The following is an 18,449-nucleotide window of genomic DNA, read 5'->3' as shown; positions in this document are numbered from 1 at the left end:
TGGTATTGATTTATAAGAAGAATTCAGAAATCAGGAGTCAGAATGGGCTAAGGGGCTTGCAAGAAAATAAAATACCAGTCATTCTAGAAGAATAGGAGGCGCGGATCTGCCCGCGTTTGCTCTGAATTTCTAGAATTGGAATCACAGGGTTCATGCTTACCGACACCATAAAATCTACCTTCAAAGATGCAGCCAAGAAACTAACTGGCAGCTGTAAAAGAGACTTCATGGCAAAAGTTACTGAAGATTACTTCGATAGTTCAGCACGCATTGCAGAAACAGTTTTAGGATGGAATCGCTCCTGTGTACAACTTGGCTTGCATGAACGGCGGACAGGGATAGTCTGTGTGGATAACTATCATGCAAGGGGACGACATAATAGTGTTGAGATTCTGCCCAATTTAGAAGCAGATATTTGTTCTTTGGTAGATGCTCAAGCCCAAGCTCCAAAATTTCAATCGACCTTTCTATATGCTCGTATCAGTGCCAGAGCGGTACGAGAAGCATTAATCAGTGAAATAGGTTATGACCACAGTCAATTGCCGTCTCGTCAAACTCTGGGGAAGATTCTTAATAGCTTGGGGTATCGCCTAAAAAAACACAAAAAACAAAGCCCTTGAAAAAGATTCCGCAAACAGATGCCATTTTCGACAATGTGTTTCAGGAAAATCAGGCATCGGATGAGAATCCCAAATCGTTGCGAGTCTCTATCGATACTAAAGCCAAGGTGAAGATTGGCAATCTTTCCAGAGGTGGTAAAGCTCGGACACTGGAAGCAAAAGCTGCGGATGACCACGATACACAGTGGGAGGCAGTCTTAGTTCCTTTTGGCATTCTCAACACACACAGTGAAAAGCTTACGATTTACTTAGGTCAGTCGGCTGAAACCAGTGATTTTATTGTCGATTGTTTAACTGCTTGGTGGTATGAGAATCAACACGATTACCAAGATTATGATGAATGGGTAATTGACCTTGATGGTGGTGCAGCAACTCGCAGTAACCGCACACAGTTTATCAAACGTATGGTTGAACTGTCTCAAGCAATTAATTTAAGAATCCGACTGATTTACTATCCTCCGTACCATAGCAAGTACAATCCCATAGAGAGGTGTTGGGCAGCCCTAGAGAACTATTGGAATGGCGCAATTCTGGATTCGATTGAAGTTGCCATCAAGTGGGCTTCCAATATGACTTGGAAAGGGATTGCACCCATTGTTCACCGTGTTGAAGCAACCTATGAAAAAGGAATCAAGGTTCTCTCACAAGAGTTAGAACACTACCAAACCTTCTGGCAACCTTCCGAAACTCTACCTAAATGGGATATCACAATTTTCCCCGTTTAATTGGTATCTTATTTTCTTGCAAATCCCTAAACGCCCCGCTACCGCTAACAGTATGAATTTTGTACGAGTGGTTCATAGCGACGCGCAAAGCGAGTCTGCGTTCGCTTTTAGCGTCTCGTAGAGAGCGTCTGAATATTGGTTAAAACCGGACTTACGTCCCGCTACGCTAACGTCCCTGGTGGGCGAAAAAATTAAAACCCAGATTCCGCAGGTGCGCTCATAAATGCGGTATTTTTGAGAATGACCTAAATGCTTGCTGCATTTTAGAAGCATGACAGCATCACCATTAGATATCAGGGTACAGGATATTGACCACTGCGGCATAGTCGCAGGCATCTGTGATGAGATGAATCTAGTAGAACAAATTAACCGACTGTTGGGAACTCACTCTCAAGAAATCATTAGTGCAGGTCAAGTTGTCAAAGCAATGATTTTAAATGGATTAGGGTTCGTGAGTGCGCCATTATATTTGTTTGAAAAGTTTTTTGTTGGGAAAGCTACAGAGCATCTGTTAGGAGAAGGAATACGTCCAGAACACCTAAACGATGACCGTTTGGGTCGAGTATTGGACAAATTATATGAGGTCGGACTAACTGAAGTATTTGTGACAGTTGCGCTTTGTGCAGCACGTAAATTCGGGGTAAAAATGGACAGTTTGCACCTCGATTCAAGTTCATTCCACGTTGATGGTGATTACATCAACAAGGCAACACAAGACAAGGCCGAACCAGGAGGAATCGAAATTACCTATGGCTATTCGAGAGACCACCGCCCAGACCTGAAACAATTTATCATAGACTTGATGTGCAGTGGGGATGGAGATATTCCCTTGTACTTAAGAGTCGGAAACGGTAATGAATCGGACTCGGCGATGTTTGCGACCATAATCGCGGACTTCAAACGCCAATGGCAAATAGATGCTTTATTTGTTGCAGATGCCGCACTTTACACCGAAGAAAATTTGCGACAAATGAAACAATTGCGTTGGGTATCGAGAGTCCCAGCTACTCTAACTGCTGCAAAAATGCTGTTAGAAAACATACCAGAAGTTGCATTTAATAACAGCGCAATGCCTGGATATCGAATTGCACCAAATTGTAGTGAATATGGTGGTGTACGACAGTCCTGGTTAGTTGTTGAAAGTCAAGCGAGAAAAGAATCTGACCTCAAGCAGTTGGAAAAACGTTTGATTAAAAAGTTATCACTTGCCCAATCTGAACTTAGGCAGTTATTAAACCAAGAATTTGCTTGCTCAAAAGATGCTCTGATTGCTGCACAACGGCTCAGTTCTAAATTACCCTTACATCAACTGGCTAATATTCAGGTTAAGGAGTTAAAAAAACATACTGGACGTGGTAGACCTAGTATTGATTCTTCCCCCACTTTTTACTACCAAGTTGATGCAACGCTAGAACCCAGGGAAATAGCTATCGACATCGAAACCAAACGCGCTGGAAGATTTATTTTAGCTACCAATGTCCTCAATATTGAAGAACTCAGCGATGACGATGTTTTACGTGAATATAAAGCACAGCAGTCTACTGAGCGTGGTTTCCGATTTCTCAAAGACCCTTTATTTTTTACTTCCAGTGTCTTCCTCAACTCGACTGAGCGAGTTGCTGCATTAGCAATGATTATGGGTTTGTGCTTGCTTGTTTATAGTCTGGGTCAAAGAGCTTTACGTCAAGCCTTAGAACGGGCAAAAAAAACTATTGATAATCAGTTGGGTAAACCAACTTCTACTCCCACCTTGCGTTGGGTGTTTCAATGTTTTATGTCAATTCATTTAGTTACCGTCGCCCAAATCAAGCAAATCGTCAACTTAACCCATGAAAGGCAATGGATTCTCCAGTTTTTGGGCGCTCCTTGTCGAAAATATTATCTTCTTTCTTAACTAACCTGCGGAATGTGGGTTAAAATATTCAACGAGCTAAAACTCTATTCCTTTATGGGTAGAGTATTCTGAATTCTGAATTCTGTATTCTGACTCCTGTTTTATCTAATACACCAAATTTTCTTGTTTAAGTTGCTCTTTGGCTAAAGCCAATGCTTGATGAGCATTTCTAAACTTTGTCTCATCCGTAAATTTGCTATCAAAACACTTTAGATAAGCTTCCAAATACCTAATACGTAAACGTGGATCAGCCGGACTCAGAAGAAAGGGGAGGTCAGCTTCAACCATAAACCGTATAGCCAATAAGGGTATAGGGCTACGAAGTGGACGAAAATCTGGATTGTGCATACCGGGAGTTTCATTACGTTTATGAAATTCTCCTATCATCAGTCCTGACTCAACAAACAAAGGTTTAAGTTTTTGTTGGACACTATCTATTAATTTACAAGCGTCCTCTATATGAACATCAGGAAAAATAAGTAAAAAAGCTTTGTTTATTTCTAACTCCTGCTCTTTAACTTTCATTTTCAAAAAGATATCTTTATAGCGTCCAACAATCTCTTCTAGTTGTTCTGGATACAAATATTTGGTACGAATAACTGCTAGACGAATACTGTTTGACTTGAGAGAGTAAGGTACAAAAGGGCAAACTGCGCCGGGTCTTCCTAAGTTAGGATGAGGTCTTGCTAAAAAACTTTTCACCCACTCTATAGTTTCAAGTAAGTAAGGACGGTCTTCGTATTCCTGGAGTTGTTCGATTTCAAGAATTGTATATAGTTGCATCAGCTTAGGTGAAATAGAAGAATTGTTGAAATCTGAATCCAAATTATGTGCCTAAAACTAACTATTCTCTAAATAAACAAAACAAGCCTTGACTTTTTTATTTTTGGTTTATCTATAGTTTGTAGCCAATAAAAATGCTAAAGCATTTTTGTGAATCAAAAAAATTTACACCAATCAATACACAAAGATATTTTCACAAAAAGCAAGTTGTGCTTAATTGCTTTTTTAGTATTGGAGCTAAAAGACATACATCATATATTATCCAGTAGATGATCTTACTTTTTTACACTCTTAAGCTTCCATGATTTTCAACAAAGATATTATAAAGTTTATATCCAAATAGTTATTTTTACTGTAAAGGTTTAGTTTTTACTTAACAGCCTAGCATCAAGTTGATATTTTTTATACAAACAGAGTTTTTGTCTAAATACTTGTTTTTGAAGTTCCTCCTGGGTGTCTTCGCTAAGAGAAGGCATCATAATTATTGCTTATTATACTTATTCATTACTTACGTACTGTACACAATAATCATATTCTGTATCAACTGAAATATGTCATTTCAGATTTTTATTAATCATTTTCTGATGGTAAATACACTTATGCTGTAAGGGCAATATCCTTTAGGTACTCGATTGGAGAACTCATAGAGCAGCTGCTTTGTATCTACATGAATCGCTTTAACACAGTTTATGCTTTTTGACAATAGCTGAAGCGTATTGATCTATATTTGGTCTTTCCTGTCAATGCGGAAGTCCTGCTATTCTTCATAAAGATGGGCTTAATTTAAATGAACATTTCTATGAGAGGCTTGTGCCAACGCGCTGCATCTCCCAGAGAAGGACACAAAGAAAGAGAGCATTGAAGAATTCTTCAGTACAAATCTACAGAGAATTTGTATAATTAACTGCGAGAGATTAAAGAGTAAGACAAGGCCAGTTACTACAACTTTGGGAGTCAAGGTTGTAGTAACTAGCTCCCTTACAGAATTAAATATTGGTTTAATTGCCAGTTCCTTATTTATCAGCAAATTCTTTCACCACTGCCATAGCATCAGAAGGAATCTGCGTAATTAGGCGAAATGGAAATGCTTTAGTCGAAGCAAACTGAGCATAATCTGGTGTCAGAAACACAGCGTAGTTTTTAGCTTCTGGTGTCATCTGTGCAGCAAATGCTAAAGTTATAGCTTTAAGGTACTTGCGAATATCTGCTGCTTGTTCGCCTACAACTTCACCGCCACTAATGGGTGTATTTGGTTGTCCGATCTGATCCATAGTTTTACTGGGGTCTTTTACACTCAGATGAGTACCTCCAACTATACCAACTAGCCATTTGGGGGATGGAATTTTGTCAAATCCCACAATCTGTTCAGTTAAAGCTGGGGTGGTTTTATCTGCGGAACCTGCTAACACTAGAGTCGGAATTTGCACCTTAGTTAACCCAGTTTCGCCATAAATCAGAGAAGTTGTAGGATTGAGAGCGATCGCTTGTTTTATTCTCGTATCCCGTAATTGATAGGTATTTTCTGGCAGTTCTTGGGCGATGCACTGCATAGCTTCTCCTAGACTTAAGATAGCCAAGTTCTTTTTGCAGCGTTGTTTGAGCCGTTCTAGTTGTAACTCGCCTCCCGCAAGTGCTAAAGCTGTACCACCACCAAAAGAATAACCAACAACCATCGCGTTCATGGTCGCAAGTTTCCCTTGTAGGGGATGATTAGCTGTTTGGTTTAGCTTTTCTAATTCGTCGAGAACAAAACTAACATCTTGAGGGCGATTTAAAAACTCTTGAGGCTTCACAGGTCTGGTTTTGCCCTGTAATGCAGAATTAATATTATCCTCATTACTACCAGGATGTTCTAAAGCAGCTACTACATAACCGTGTGATGCTAAATGTTCTGCCAGGTAACGCAAGTCCGTGCGGACTGATCCTAAGCCGTGAGAGAAGACAATTAAGGGTTTATTGGCAGTTGCATCATTTGACCAGTAAATATCAACTGGAATTTTGCGTTGGCGCTTTTGGTCATTCAGGCTTAAGTTGAGTATTTTTACTTGAGCCGTTCCAGGTTGGCTGGGATCAAAAGGGAAAGCAATCTGCGGTGTTGTCGAGTCGAGTCGGGGAGCAATGGCTAGCATAAATTGTTGCGTGCGCCAAAAAGCTGTATTCAAACTCCCTGCAACTATCAAAGCTTTTGGTAAATCAATTTCTAAGCGTTTACTCGGATAAGCAGCGATAAAACTCAATATAGACAGACCCTGTGGCGCAGTAGAGCCTAATACCAATCCTCCTCTCAGTGCTTGTACCCCAGCATTGTCCTTTCGAGCTAAAGCTGTAGCGAAGTCATTGAGAATAGTTGTGCCAATTTGAGTATTAAGCAACTTATTAATCGTAACAACGTTCATCGGTATATTCATACCTAGTGCCCCTAATAGAAAGCGGCGTTCTTGTTCAGATAATCCTTTAGTGTAAGACTGCAAGCTCCTAGGCAATTCCCCTGTTTTGGCAGCGTTTTGCAACTCATTAAGGGATATCGATTCTGTAAATACACCCAAACGCACAACAACAGTGTCAGCCGCAATAGCCGAAGTATTTACCCCAAACTGTGTAAGTACAATTGCACTAAAGAAACCTGCAACTGTCTTAAGACTTCTCCAACTTCTTCCCATAAATATTTATACCAACTGTTACTTAGGGGAATATAACGAATATTTGTGTATTTGACTACCCCTTTAATCGCCCAGAAATCAAAGCAGATTTTTTCCTGAACTCGATAGAAATTGCCCCAATCTGCTCAAAGCAATCAAAGCTCATCAAAAGTAACGAATTGTAGAATTCATCACAGCTAAAAATTTGAGCATGAATCAGTGTTAACAGCCACAAAAGTCTGATTGTTTCTCCGCTAGGTTTAATACTGTAACTAAACTATAGAACAGGCGAAGCGATGCCTGCGGCGGTAAACTACGCATCTCCAATTTGCACTTTTTGTCGGCTGATATCCTCATCAAATTTTAGATTTTGGATTTTGAATTATTAAATACAAAACCCTCTTAGTTACAAAAATTTCAGCATTCCTCTCGGTTTCAGCAATGTCAAAATTTTGTTAGCAACAATCAAAAATCATTTATCCAGAGCAACTAGATTTATGTATGTGGTCATCTAGAAACTAAGGCTCAAAATTGAGTGACTGCAATTTTTTTGACAGCAAATTTTAAACGACCGCTTAATGTTTTGTCTCCGCCTTTTAGAAGGTGTTGCAGAGGTGTTGCAGGTCGATAGTCTTACTGCTGTAGCTGCACTATCATTACTCATTAAATTCTACTAGCCGCATCAACAATCTTTCTTGGCTTTATGCGTCGCAGACTCCGCTATATTTTAATTTTGCTACTCTCCCTGAGTATTATTACACTGTGGTGGCCTGTGAATGATTCTGATTGTAATTTCGGGGATCTTTTAGTATCAAAAACTAAAAAATTTCAAGTAAATGCTACTAAGGTTATTGTTCAGCCGTGGCGTGGTCGTCACCATGTATATGGAATCTTTATGATTCCTAATGAATACAAACAAGCTCCATTTTTTGTAGTAACAGTCCAAGGAGCCGGTAGTTACTGTTCAAAACAATTTGGTTATAAAAAAAACTTTAATGGTATCTTTGCTGAACCAGGAACTTATTTGGTGCAGAAGTTTGTTAGAACTCGAACGGCTTTGCGGCTCATTTTCCAAGGTTTGTACTTCCAAATCAATGATAAACAGAACTGGACGTTAACTTTACCTGAACCAAATACTACTACCTCTACACCTAATTAGTGATTTGTGCTTTAATCGAACTTACGCAAACAATAGTCAAAACCACGATTTTAGACGCAAAGTAGCTTATTGCCCCTAATGCCTGTACTGTTGCGTAAGTCCTATTTAATTAGGAATTATTCACTCAGCTTGGTGGTTGAGTTTGCAAAACCTCATTCTTATTTAACAAGTTACTAGTAGCATTGACCACAATCTGCGCTGCTCCTGTAAAAAACGATCGCTCGATAGTCGCTGGAACATCGCTAGGTTGATGGTAGTGTGGAGTCCGTAAATTGGCTGTATCTGTCACTAGCACAGCACCGACACCCTGATACCAAAATGGTGCATGATCGCTACGTAAAGTGTCCGGTGTCAGTAAACCTTTAAAAGGAATTGGTAGTATTAGGACTGGTGGCAGATTTGATTCCTGTTTATTTAAGGCGCTTGAGGGGAGAAACTGTGAGCTTGTAAAGGCATTCAGCAAAGGCAAATGTTCTGTATCACCAACCACTGCCAAAAAGTCGCCCTTGTCACTAGGTGGGGTAACGGGCAAACCCGCCGGGTATTTCTGACACCCAACAGTGTAACAAGCATAACCAACCATATCCATAATGATCGCTCCGTCTAAGTTTTGCAAGCGTGGTGTCTGGCTCACAAAAGCCTGACTACCCAAAAGTCCTGTTTCCTCTTGGTCAAAAAAAGCTAGTTGTAATGTCCGTGGTGTGGGGCGAGAACCAAGCAACCGCGCAACTTCTAGCACTACAGCTACACCACTAGCGTTATCATCAGCACCGGGGGATAAAGCAACAGTATCGTAATGCGCTGCGACGAGAATTGCTTTAGCGCCTTTGTTAGTTCCTATACGTTCAGCAAAAATATTTACACCCTCAGAGAACTTTTCTAATTTGGGCTTCCAGCCGAATTTTTTCAGTTCAGTTGTGATATAAGTGCGAGTGAGCGATCGCTCTTTTGTCGTGTAACGCTGAAAGTTTAACTTTTGGATATGGTTTAATAGCTTATCAATAGACACTTGTAGGGTATCATCAACTTTTTTTAACTCTAGTTGTGGTTGCGGCGTTTCCACAGGAATGCTTTCAACAATTCCTGGTGAGGGACGCTGTTCAAAAAGCGTGTTACCTCTGCTACCCAACACAGCAACAGCCACTAGCAGCGACAGCATTAGCCAAATCCATTTTTTCATGTGATTTATCCTTTGCTCCTTCAAGTTGTATTAATATCAATTTCTGTTTGAAGATACGCCTATAAGACTGATGCAAAACTACAGGCTATAGAGGCAATTCATAAATTACCCCTACATAAACAAAGCGTAGCCTTACATAAAATCTTTATATTGTTATAAGTTTAATTATCTATGGTTCAAGTTGTTGGTTGTCTGGGGTGTCCATATCATTCAAGAGCGGATCAAGATAGCATTTTTTCTGCTAAAACTATAATGACGTTAGGTTATATTGATTGAGATAATACTGCTAAATTACCTCCAAAGTTTGATACTAAAATAATTAAAACTTATATTTCGTATGCGAAGCTTAGTAAGAAAGTAAGCAACTATATTGCTTCCTCAATATTGTTTATCAGTATTGAACGAAGTTCAAGTATGTCGAAAAATAAAATGCCCAGATGTTTCAAATAAACTTTTAACCAAACTCTAATATTTGGCGTTTTCGCTCGGAGTGCGAAAGCTAGCTCATAGCATTTTATTATTTTTATATACTTCAAAATTTATTTTAGAAAAAGCAGCTTATGAACGTGAACAGTATTTTATCAAACACTCAGACAACAGAGACAGTTCGGATTCTGGTTGTTGAGGATGAGTATATCCTAGCTATGAATTTACAAGAAACTTTAGAATTGCTAGGATACACTGTTTCAGATATTGCTGATTCCGCAGAAACAGCAATTGAGAAAGCTGCTGAATTACTCCCAAACTTGGTTTTGATGGATATCCAGTTGCAGGGTGAGATGGACGGTATTCATGCGGCGGAACTAATCTGGAATCGTTTTCAAATCCCTATTGTCTACATCACTGGACATTCTGACAAAAGCACGGTGGATCGCGCTAAATTGACATTTGCTTTTGGTTACATTCTCAAACCTATCAAAGAACAACAACTTTATGTTGCCATTCAAACAGCACTCAATTGCTATCAACGAGAGCAATTATCACAATTGCAACGGCTAAACCAGTTTAAAGAGGATTTTTTAGCAACCACCTCTCATGAAATGAGAATGCCATTAAAGAATATCAAAATGACAATCTCCGTTCTAGAAAATATTCTTCAGCGAGAAGGCATTTTCAATTCGGAATTACTTTCTCCATTTGAATCTGTAGCTGGCTACCTAACTATTCTGCGTCAACAGTGTGAAGAAGGGCTAGATTTAGTGAACAATCTGCTGTCTATGCAAATGATTGATACAGATGTCTATCCATTAGAAATAAGTTCATTTCAACTTCAAGACTGGCTTCCGCATTTAGCCTTGTATTTTCGAGAACGCGCTCGATCTCAACAACAGATTTTCCAGGTTAGCATCCCTCAAAACTTACCACCGATAGTTACCGACTTAGCTCTTCTGTCCAAAATTGTCTCAGAGTTACTCAACAACGCTTGCAAATATTCCCCTCCCGATGAAGAGATTCAATTAACTGCTCAGATCATCTACCTTACAAAAGATTTAATTAATCAAGATGCTCAATCTGGGATAGAAATCGATTCTCAAGTCCCCTTCTTTGAAATTAAAATTAGCAATTCTGGCGTAATAATCCCTAAAAAAGATCAATCTCGAATCTTTGATCCATTTTACCGGATTCCTGACAACGATTTCTGGAAAAATGGCGGGACAGGATTGGGCTTGGCATTAGTTAAGAAGCTTGTAGAATATCTCCAAGGCACAATAGAATTTACCAGTACTCAAGGGTGGACAAGATTCACCGTTATACTACCATTAAGCTTGTCAAATTTATCAGCTTAAGCGAATATTATCTTTATCTCTATACAGTTCTTAAGATACAGAAATGAGATAAATAATTAACCACATAGGTTTCAGCATAATTTTGTGAGTTCAGTTGTGATATAACTGCGAGTGTGCGATCGCTCTTGTGTTGTGTAGCGCTGAAAATTCAACTTTTGGATATGTCTGTCAGCAGACACTTGCGGCGCACTGTCAACTTCCTTTAACTCTGGGTGTGGTTGGGGTGTTTCCACTGGAATGCTCTCAACAATTTCTGGTGAGGGACGCTGTTCAAAAAACGTACTACCCCTACTACTTACCACAGCAACTGCCATCAGCACCAATAGCATCAGCCAAATCCATTTTTTCATGTGATTTATCCTTGGCTTCCAGACTTAGGGTAGCGCAAATCCCCAGGTATAACTTTCCACGATTGCTAGGAAGGGTTTAATATTTTGGTTTCCTAAATTCTTAGATAAACCTGCAAAGTAACTTTGCAATCAGCTTAATTGTCTATTTTAATACAATTTTCTTTTATCCAATTTGCTATCGATTCTTGAGTCTCTTGATCAATTGAAAGTCTTTTTATCATTAATACAACTTCTTCTTCTGGCACTTCTAAAGAATACCCGTTCAATATCAGAAAGGTAGCCATCGAAACAAAAGCTACCCTTTTATTACCATCTATAAATGCATGATTTTTTACAAATCCAAAAGCATAAGCAGCGGCCAACTCAAAAACAGTTGGTGTCGGTTCACCATAAGCAAATAAATTTTTAGGTCTATCTAAACTAGCTAAAAGCAGATTTCTATCTCTTATACCTGGAAGTCCGCCGTGTTCTGCTAGTTGTTCTTCGTGCATAGCTTTAATGACAGCCTCACTCAACCAAAAAATATCATTCACTCAGCTAGCTCACGAAGTGCATTCCTATATTTACTACTTACTTTTTGATAAGCTTCCATAGCCTTTTCAAATTCAAATTTTTCAGGTCTAGTTTGAGCATTAATAGAATGTTTTACAACTAAAAGTACCCCATTCTTATTATGTCTAAATTTTAGACTTTGAAAAGATGGTATCAATTTGTTTTTGATTTTACGAAGTCTCAAGGTTTCCATGATAAACAAAGCTAGTGATTATGGCTTTAATCTATTTGTCCTAAGCTCAATATACCTTATCTAATTAGGTAAGGTCACTTTAGTTAAATTGCTTAAGCAATAAGCAAGGATTAATGAGATTATTTTTAACTTTATTGCAAATAAACTCCTATTACTGACATGATGCAGCCGTCCTGGTATATGTGGCACTTAACTTTATGCTAGTTTAAAATTTACGCTCGTATAGTAAATTATACGAGTGTTTACATCTAGGTTTTCTTACTTTTTCTTTCCTAAAGTAAATATCAAGTTTGACAACTTGTCTTTTGACAGCGATCGCAACTTTACGTAAAGTGCCGCACTAGAGGAGTGCTGAGTACTAAGTAAAGAAGAAAAGAATTTCTTATTACTTCTTCAAAATCTTTATTCTGACACTCAGAACTCATGACTCAGAACTCAGGGCTTTTTTTATGGTAGATTTGTTGCTGATCTCAATCCTGGGGTTCCTGGGGAGTTTTGGGCACTGTTTTGGGATGTGTGGCCCTTTAACAGTGGCATTTTCCCTGTCTCATCAGCCGAAAGGGACATCACCCTTAGAAAAACCAGACACTTGGCGACAACAATTAAAATTTCATCTTTTGCTAAACCTAGGGCGAATGTTGAGCTATGCTCTAGTCGGTGCTGGCATTGGGGCGTTAGGTTCGGTATTGCTGCAAAGTGGACAGCTAGCGGGTATTGGCAGTGACTTTCGGCACTGGATGGCAATTTTGACTGGTGTGATGCTGATTTGGTTTGGCTTAGGACAAGTAAAACCCGATTTGCTGCCGCGCATTCCCGTGCTACATCCCCTATTACAAGGGAAGTTACACGATCGCCTCAGCACAGGAATGGTTAAGCTTTCTTTTAAAACCAAATGGTGGACACCAATACTTTTGGGGATGACTTGGGGTTTAATGCCCTGTGGTTTCCTGTATGCTGCCCAAATCAAAGCCGTTGAAACTGGCAATTTATGGATGGGTGGAGCAACTATGCTGGCTTTTGGATTGGGAACCCTGCCCACGATGCTAGGTGTAGGCATCTCCACGTCGTTGGTAAGTAAAGACAAGCGCAGTCAGTTATTTCGATTAGGCGGTTGGGTGACACTCACCATTGGCATCATTACCCTGCTACGGACTGGTGACACAATGGTAGATTACACCGGGCACGCCGCTTTATTCTGCTTAATATTGGCGTTAATTGCGCGTCCTATTAGTGGGTTGTGGCCTTCACCATTGCGTTATCGCCGCGCCTTGGGGGTGGGATCTTTTGTGCTTTCTGTGGTTCACACCTTCCACATGATAGAACACTCATTGCAATGGAATTTTGCCGCCTTTTCTTTTATGCCGCCAGAATTTCAGTGGGGTATGGCTGCGGGTGCTGTAGCATTAGTATTAATGTCCCCCGCCGCTTTAACGAGTTGGGAATCGTTGCAGAAATCTTTGGGCAAGCGTTGGCGACAGATTCATCTATTGGGTGTGCCAGCCTTGCTCTTGAGTGCTATTCATGCTGTGTTGATTGGTTCCCATTATCTGGGTTCCTTGCAATCAACTTGGGGAAATAACTTAGCGGCAGTACTGATGGGAATTATTACCCTCAGTGTCTTACTAGTGCGTTCGCGTTTTTTTTGGTCAAAGTTAGCCGTAGAAAAGTTTTATGTCCCCCCAACAAAATCGCGGTAAATTATCCTTGTTCTCTGGCTCAATCCCAACGAGTCAAAAACAGAGGCATCACCTACTCAAAGGCATTTTTTGGAAGAGTCAAGGAACAATAAAGTATTTATTATTCCTGAGTTTCTTAGTTATATCAGTCACTAATCCTTACCCTGCATCTGCTCATAAGGTGGAAGTTGCTGGAGATGTTGGTGGCACACTCCACATTGAGCCAAATGATAATCCTCGGGCTGGAGAACCCTCCCAAGTCTGGTTTGCGCTTACCCGCAGAGGCGGAAGGGTTATTCCCCTGTCACAGTGTAATTGTCGGTTGGCTGTTTATGCTGAACCTTATGCAACCGGAGAGCCTGCACTGCTGGAACCACGGTTAGAAGCTGTAGCAGCCGAACGTTATCAAGGTATTCCAGGTACAGAAATTACCTTTCCTAAACCAGGTATTTATGAGTTGCAACTAAATGGTAAACCAGTCTCTGGGGCAAGATTCAAACCTTTTAAGTTCAAATTTGAAGTTACTGTCGCAGGCGGTTCTACACAAAACACACAAATTCAGCGAGATGTCAATGGTGATTTAGTAGAGGGTGAATCTCAGAAATTACCAATTTGGGCGATCGCACTGCCAATCTTCGGATTTATCGGCATCTTAGTTGTAGTACTGCGAAACATGAGAGGAGGGAGTGGGGAGTAGAGAAGAAGCAGAGGGGCAGGGGGAGCAGAGGGAGTGTGGGGAGTGTGGGGAGTGTGGGGAGTGTGGGGAGTGTGGGGGGTAAGACTTCTTCCCCATCCTCCCACACTTCCCCATCCTCCCACACCCCTTGGATTTCTCACTTGTGAGAAATCAATCTAGGCTAATGCCCAATGCCCCATGCCCAATGCCCAATGCCCAATGCCGTTATTTATGTCGCTTTTGATGCCACTGCCACGCATGAGCGACAATATCTTCGATGGATGGATACTGAGGTTGCCAGCCTAAGATTGTTCTGGCTTTCTCGCTGGTGCCAATGAGAATTGGGGGATCTCCGGGACGGCGATCGCGCTCTTCTACTGGTATCGAAGTTCCTGTCACTTGTTCGGCGGCTGCAATTACTTCTCTGACAGAGAAGCCGCTACCATTGCCCAAATTGAAAACTTCGCTATCGCCACCTTTTAATAAATATTCCAATCCCAAAATATGGGCATCTGCTAAGTCATTAACATGAATATAATCACGAATACAAGTACCATCTGGTGTGGGGTAATCGGTGCCGAAAATTGAGATAGACTCTCGTTTACCTAAAGCTGTCATCAGCACCAAGGGAATCAAATGGGTTTCTGGGTTGTGATCCTCGCCGAGTAAGCCATTGGGATTAGCACCAGCAGCATTAAAATAGCGGAAACGCACTGATTGAAAACCGTAAGCAATATCAAAATCAGAAAGAATCCGCTCTACCATTAGCTTTGTAGTGCCATAAGGATTAATCGGATTTTGAGGATGGTTTTCTGGAATCGGTACAAATTCTGGCACGCCGTAGGTAGCACAGGTAGAAGAAAAGACAAATTTCTTTACAGATGCTGTCAGCATCGCCTCTAACAGGGTCAAAGTACCAACAACGTTATTGCGGTAGTATTTAGCTGGGTCAGTTACTGATTCTCCTACGTAGGCGTAGGCCGAAAAGTGCATCACAGCAGCAATATCGCGGGTTTTAAATAGGTGATCTAGCAAGGCGCGATCGCCTGTATCCCCTACTACCAGTTCTACCTGTAAAATCTTTTCTACCAGGTCACGATGCCCATAGACCAGATTATCAAGGATGACAACGTTATAACCCGCTTGCTTCAAAGCTAGCACCGTATGAGAACCAATGTATCCAGCTCCCCCTGTTACCAAAATGGTAGGTTTTCCAGACGACATAGTTTTTCCTTTTAAGTGGATTACTCAATTAATTTAGTTTACCGGTGCCACATTACTCTTCTGGAAAATTATAAATAATAGACGCAGTGTTAAAAATTTGAACTAAAATCACTACGACGGTAGTCTTTGGGTGTGAGGTTTGAAGTATTTTAAGTCAAACAGTACGATTACAATTTGACAATAAAATAAATCCATTTCCCGAAACCTCTAGGTTGACCCTTATGGGTGACGCTTATAACGTCGCGGCTAAGAAGTCACTAGTTGTTTTATACAGGGAAACCATGCAGGACAGTTCCTCCTGGGGCATAAAAACCTCTAGTCAAGTGGACTGTCTTACCACCACACTGGCTCACCGCACCAGAAAATTTGAGAGTTAATCTATGTTTCTATTGCTAAGCCGGGTACTGCTGTGGCTGCTGATTGGCACTATCGTATATTCTTTGTTCCAGCGATTTTATCCCTCTGGAACTTTTGTAGGGCGATTAATCTTAGTCGTTATCTTGGTAATCGTAGCCCTTTCATTTCTTAACCCCAGTGAACCAGCTGTGGCATCTTTGTGGAGAATGCTATCTTTTCCACTCAAGCCTCTGGGGGCCTCTGTTTTACTGATGATTTTGGCTGCTCAAAAAATTAAAGGAGGTGGAATCGAAAAACCAGGAGGATACTTGATAGGTTGGGCACTGACGATTTTGCTGTTGGCAAGTACACCAGCAGTCGCCTATTTCCTCTATCGCGCACCTCTAGCAATGACAGGTGACACATCTGTAGCATCTGCTGCACCAACATCTGGGATACTGGTGGCATTAGGGCAACCAAACACCACAGCAAACATCTCAGATGTAAAGGGAGATAGCATTATTTCTTATAATCTGAGAGTGCCTCCCTATTTATTACAAGGAAATCCTCAAGATATTCGCACACGCGGTTTACGACTTGAAGACTTTGTACCAAATTCGGAAACGTTGCAATTGACAACAAGAACTTGGGAAAGTTATCTCGTTGAAATTTACAGGTTCTTGCGTGTTCAACGGTAATAAAGTAAAAAAAGGGGTAAAGGGTAAAGGGTAAAGGGCAAAGGGCAAAGGGCAAAGGGTTGAATTAGTTAGCCACTGTCCCCAAATAGGTTTTTCCCTTCCCCATTCCCCATTCCCCATTCCCTGTACATAGCTGCCTGCTTGGGCTAGCAGTTAATCTAGGATGATAAAGTTGCAAAATTGCTTTAATGGCAAAATCTCGACGAATCGCTAAACTCAGTGCTTACTTACGACCCCATTGGCGGGAAGCGTCATTAGGCATTCTCGCTTTGTTGTCTGTCAATGCACTGGGCGTTTATATCCCTTGGTTGATTCGTGCTGGTGTTGATAAACTCTCAACAACTTTCAACTGGAACGAAATACTACATTATGTAGTAATAATTGTCTTGCTCAGTTCGGCGATGTGGCTAATGCGGATGGCATCACGCATTTGGCTATTTGGGGTGGGTCGTCAGGTGGAATTTGACCTGAAACAACGGATTTTTGAACACTTACTCAAGCTGGAGCCGGCTTATTTTGCCAGTAATACTGCTGGCGATTTGATTAATCGGGCTACTAGTGATGTGGACAATATCAAACGGTTATTGGGTTTTGCCGTTTTGAGTTTGGCAAATACGGTGTTTGCCTACGCCCTGACACTGCCAGTAATGCTAGCGATTAGTGTGGATCTGACGCTAGCGTCTCTGGCAGTTTACCCTTTTATGCTCTTGTTGGTGAGTCTGTTTAGCGATCGCTTACGCAAACAGCAAGCAGCAGTCCAAGAGCAACTCTCTGAAATCAGCGAACTCATCCAGGAGGATATTAGTGGCATTGCCTTAATTAAAATCTATGCCCAAGAAGCAAATGAGCGTCGAGCCTTCTCCAAGAAAAATCAGCAGCTATTGAGTGCTAACCTGGAACTAGCAAAACTCCGAAATACCCTGTTTCCGCTAATTGGTGGGCTAGCTAATGTCAGTTCGCTGGTAATTATCTGGCTAGGGGCAGCGCGGATGTCTTCTGGGGCACTTCAGGTTGGCGACTTTTTAGCCTTGTTAATTTATGTAGAGCGTCTAGTTTTCCCCACAGCCCTTTTAGGATTCACAATTACTGCCTATCAACGGGGTGAAGTTAGTATAGATCGCCTGGAATCTATTCTCTCTGTCACACCGAAAATTCAAGATGCAGCCGATGTCATACACCTACAAGCAGCTGAACTTAAAGGGGAAGTGACAGCGAAAAATCTCACTTACAGTTACCCTGGTTCGACTACTCCAGCTTTAGAAAACGTTAATTTTACTATTGCTCCTGGAGAAACCGTGGCCATTGTTGGGGCAATTGGTTCGGGAAAATCCACTTTGGCGAATGCTTTACCGCGCTTGTTGGATATTGAATCAGGACAATTGTTTTTAGATGGGCTGGATATTACTAAAATAGCTTTGGCAGATTTACGAGGTGCGATCGCTTACGTTCCTCAAGATAGTTTTCTATTTAGCACTACAATCAAAAATAATATCCGCTATGGCGATCCAATTAGCGAACAAGAGCAGATAGAATCTGTTGCTAAACTTGCCAAAATTGAATCAGAAATTAACAGTTTTCCTCAGCAATATGAAACTCTTGTTGGTGAACGCGGTATCACTCTTTCTGGTGGTCAACGACAACGTACTGCCTTAGCTAGAGCTATGCTGGTCAATGCGCCAGTGTTAATTTTAGATGATGCTCTCTCTAGTGTGGATAATCAAACAGCCACGCAAATCCTCAAAAATCTCTCCAGTGGTACTGAACGCAAAACAGTAATTTTCATTACACATCAATTATCTGCGGCGGCGGCGGCTGACAGAATTTTTGTGATGGAAAAGGGAAAAATTGTTCAAATAGGCAATCACTTAGAACTATTGCAACAACAGGGTTTATACAGAACTTTGTGGAGCCAGCATCAAGTTGAGGAATTACTGCATTAAAGTTTTGATCGAAAAGT

General features: G+C 40.9%; 16 protein-coding genes. 9 read left to right on the top strand and 7 right to left on the bottom strand.

What is annotated here, in order from left to right; genetic code table 11:
- The first annotated feature begins 152 nt into the window (after window positions 1-152).
- The 3 genes from FD724_RS23125 to FD724_RS23115 all read left to right on the top strand — a co-directional run bounded on the left by FD724_RS23125 (window position 153) and on the right by FD724_RS23115 (window position 3,239).
- Window positions 153-620 carry a hypothetical protein gene (locus FD724_RS23125; protein ID WP_179071339.1) on the top strand — a complete coding sequence of 156 codons (468 nt, stop codon included), beginning with the start codon at window positions 153-155 and terminating at the stop codon, window positions 618-620.
- Window positions 617-1,345 carry a transposase gene (locus FD724_RS23120; protein ID WP_179071338.1) on the top strand — a complete coding sequence of 243 codons (729 nt, stop codon included), beginning with the start codon at window positions 617-619 and terminating at the stop codon, window positions 1,343-1,345. The genes FD724_RS23125 and FD724_RS23120 overlap by 4 nt, the downstream gene beginning before the upstream one ends.
- 271 nt (window positions 1,346-1,616) lie before the next feature.
- Window positions 1,617-3,239, top strand: a complete 1,623-nt coding sequence (locus tag FD724_RS23115) for an IS1634 family transposase (RefSeq protein WP_179072411.1) — start codon at window positions 1,617-1,619, stop codon at window positions 3,237-3,239.
- A gap of 105 nt (window positions 3,240-3,344) precedes the next feature.
- Here FD724_RS23115 and FD724_RS23110 read toward each other — a convergent pair whose 3' ends face one another.
- Both FD724_RS23110 and FD724_RS23105 read right to left on the bottom strand, forming a co-directional pair.
- Complete coding sequence (locus FD724_RS23110) at window positions 3,345-4,022, bottom strand: DUF6875 domain-containing protein (protein WP_179074235.1); 678 nt, start codon at window positions 4,020-4,022, stop codon at window positions 3,345-3,347.
- Window positions 4,023-5,035: 1,013 nt separating this feature from the next.
- Window positions 5,036-6,682 (bottom strand): alpha/beta hydrolase, encoded by a 1,647-nt coding sequence (locus FD724_RS23105; protein WP_179074234.1) that lies wholly within the window; start codon window positions 6,680-6,682, stop codon window positions 5,036-5,038.
- A 682-nt stretch (window positions 6,683-7,364) separates the two neighbouring features.
- Between FD724_RS23105 and FD724_RS23100 the strand changes: the two genes are divergently transcribed.
- Entirely contained in the window at window positions 7,365-7,820 is a 456-nt protein-coding gene (locus FD724_RS23100) for a hypothetical protein (RefSeq protein WP_179074233.1), read from the top strand.
- A gap of 124 nt (window positions 7,821-7,944) precedes the next feature.
- Here FD724_RS23100 and FD724_RS23095 read toward each other — a convergent pair whose 3' ends face one another.
- Entirely contained in the window at window positions 7,945-9,000 is a 1,056-nt protein-coding gene (locus FD724_RS23095) for a M28 family peptidase (RefSeq protein WP_179074232.1), read from the bottom strand.
- A 560-nt stretch (window positions 9,001-9,560) separates the two neighbouring features.
- On the opposite strand from FD724_RS23095, the gene FD724_RS23090 reads away from it, so the two are divergent.
- Window positions 9,561-10,787 (top strand): response regulator, encoded by a 1,227-nt coding sequence (locus FD724_RS23090; protein WP_179074231.1) that lies wholly within the window; start codon window positions 9,561-9,563, stop codon window positions 10,785-10,787.
- Window positions 10,788-10,858: 71 nt separating this feature from the next.
- On the opposite strand, the gene FD724_RS23085 is transcribed toward FD724_RS23090, so the two are convergent.
- From FD724_RS23085 to FD724_RS23075, 3 genes are all read right to left on the bottom strand, one after another.
- Entirely contained in the window at window positions 10,859-11,137 is a 279-nt protein-coding gene (locus tag FD724_RS23085; RefSeq protein ID WP_306297075.1) for a hypothetical protein, read from the bottom strand.
- A 134-nt stretch (window positions 11,138-11,271) separates the two neighbouring features.
- A complete protein-coding gene (locus FD724_RS23080; protein WP_179074230.1) occupies window positions 11,272-11,670 on the bottom strand; it encodes a type II toxin-antitoxin system death-on-curing family toxin in 399 nt (132 codons plus the stop codon).
- A complete protein-coding gene (locus tag FD724_RS23075; RefSeq protein WP_179074229.1) occupies window positions 11,667-11,882 on the bottom strand; it encodes an AbrB/MazE/SpoVT family DNA-binding domain-containing protein in 216 nt (71 codons plus the stop codon). The genes FD724_RS23080 and FD724_RS23075 overlap by 4 nt, the downstream gene beginning before the upstream one ends.
- Window positions 11,883-12,331: 449 nt before the next feature.
- Here FD724_RS23075 and FD724_RS23070 point away from each other — a divergent pair, with 449 nt between their 5' ends.
- Window positions 12,332-13,579 carry a sulfite exporter TauE/SafE family protein gene (locus FD724_RS23070; protein ID WP_179074228.1) on the top strand — a complete coding sequence of 416 codons (1,248 nt, stop codon included), beginning with the start codon at window positions 12,332-12,334 and terminating at the stop codon, window positions 13,577-13,579.
- The gene (locus tag FD724_RS23065; RefSeq protein ID WP_179074227.1) at window positions 13,554-14,255 is read left to right on the top strand and encodes a hypothetical protein; all 702 of its coding nucleotides are present in this window, start codon (window positions 13,554-13,556) and stop codon (window positions 14,253-14,255) included. The genes FD724_RS23070 and FD724_RS23065 overlap by 26 nt, the downstream gene beginning before the upstream one ends.
- Window positions 14,256-14,459: 204 nt before the next feature.
- Here the strand turns inward: FD724_RS23065 and galE are convergent, their stop codons facing one another.
- Window positions 14,460-15,458, bottom strand: coding sequence for a UDP-glucose 4-epimerase GalE (galE, locus tag FD724_RS23060; protein ID WP_179074226.1), 999 nt, complete (start codon window positions 15,456-15,458; stop codon window positions 14,460-14,462).
- Window positions 15,459-15,838: 380 nt separating this feature from the next.
- Between galE and FD724_RS23055 the strand changes: the two genes are divergently transcribed.
- Both FD724_RS23055 and FD724_RS23050 read left to right on the top strand, forming a co-directional pair.
- The gene (locus FD724_RS23055) at window positions 15,839-16,492 is read left to right on the top strand and encodes a hypothetical protein (RefSeq protein WP_114082975.1); all 654 of its coding nucleotides are present in this window, start codon (window positions 15,839-15,841) and stop codon (window positions 16,490-16,492) included.
- A gap of 188 nt (window positions 16,493-16,680) precedes the next feature.
- Complete coding sequence (locus FD724_RS23050) at window positions 16,681-18,432, top strand: ABC transporter ATP-binding protein (RefSeq protein WP_179074225.1); 1,752 nt, start codon at window positions 16,681-16,683, stop codon at window positions 18,430-18,432.
- The last annotated feature ends 17 nt before the right edge of the window (window positions 18,433-18,449 follow it).

Origin of the sequence: Nostoc sp. C057, assembly GCF_013393925.1 — a bacterium.
Lineage (GTDB): Bacteria > Cyanobacteriota > Cyanobacteriia > Cyanobacteriales > Nostocaceae > Nostoc > Nostoc muscorum_A.
Note: the sequence above shows the minus strand (reverse complement) of the source record. Positions and strands in the feature narration are given on the sequence as shown.

What these genes read in the sequence shown, in the direction of transcription:
- FD724_RS23125 (WP_179071339.1), top strand. Translation starts at nt 153, where the DNA reads ATGCTTACCGACACCATAAAATCTACCTTCAAAGATGCAGCCAAGAAA.
- FD724_RS23115 (WP_179072411.1), top strand. Translation starts at nt 1,617, where the DNA reads ATGACAGCATCACCATTAGATATCAGGGTACAGGATATTGACCACTGC.
- FD724_RS23110 (WP_179074235.1), bottom strand. Translation starts at nt 4,022, where the DNA reads ATGCAACTATATACAATTCTTGAAATCGAACAACTCCAGGAATACGAA.
- FD724_RS23105 (WP_179074234.1), bottom strand. Translation starts at nt 6,682, where the DNA reads ATGGGAAGAAGTTGGAGAAGTCTTAAGACAGTTGCAGGTTTCTTTAGT.
- FD724_RS23100 (WP_179074233.1), top strand. Translation starts at nt 7,365, where the DNA reads ATGCGTCGCAGACTCCGCTATATTTTAATTTTGCTACTCTCCCTGAGT.
- FD724_RS23095 (WP_179074232.1), bottom strand. Translation starts at nt 9,000, where the DNA reads ATGAAAAAATGGATTTGGCTAATGCTGTCGCTGCTAGTGGCTGTTGCT.
- FD724_RS23090 (WP_179074231.1), top strand. Translation starts at nt 9,561, where the DNA reads ATGAACGTGAACAGTATTTTATCAAACACTCAGACAACAGAGACAGTT.
- FD724_RS23085 (WP_306297075.1), bottom strand. Translation starts at nt 11,137, where the DNA reads ATGAAAAAATGGATTTGGCTGATGCTATTGGTGCTGATGGCAGTTGCT.
- FD724_RS23075 (WP_179074229.1), bottom strand. Translation starts at nt 11,882, where the DNA reads ATGGAAACCTTGAGACTTCGTAAAATCAAAAACAAATTGATACCATCT.
- FD724_RS23070 (WP_179074228.1), top strand. Translation starts at nt 12,332, where the DNA reads ATGGTAGATTTGTTGCTGATCTCAATCCTGGGGTTCCTGGGGAGTTTT.
- FD724_RS23065 (WP_179074227.1), top strand. Translation starts at nt 13,554, where the DNA reads ATGTCCCCCCAACAAAATCGCGGTAAATTATCCTTGTTCTCTGGCTCA.
- galE (WP_179074226.1), bottom strand. Translation starts at nt 15,458, where the DNA reads ATGTCGTCTGGAAAACCTACCATTTTGGTAACAGGGGGAGCTGGATAC.
- FD724_RS23055 (WP_114082975.1), top strand. Translation starts at nt 15,839, where the DNA reads ATGTTTCTATTGCTAAGCCGGGTACTGCTGTGGCTGCTGATTGGCACT.
- FD724_RS23050 (WP_179074225.1), top strand. Translation starts at nt 16,681, where the DNA reads ATGGCAAAATCTCGACGAATCGCTAAACTCAGTGCTTACTTACGACCC.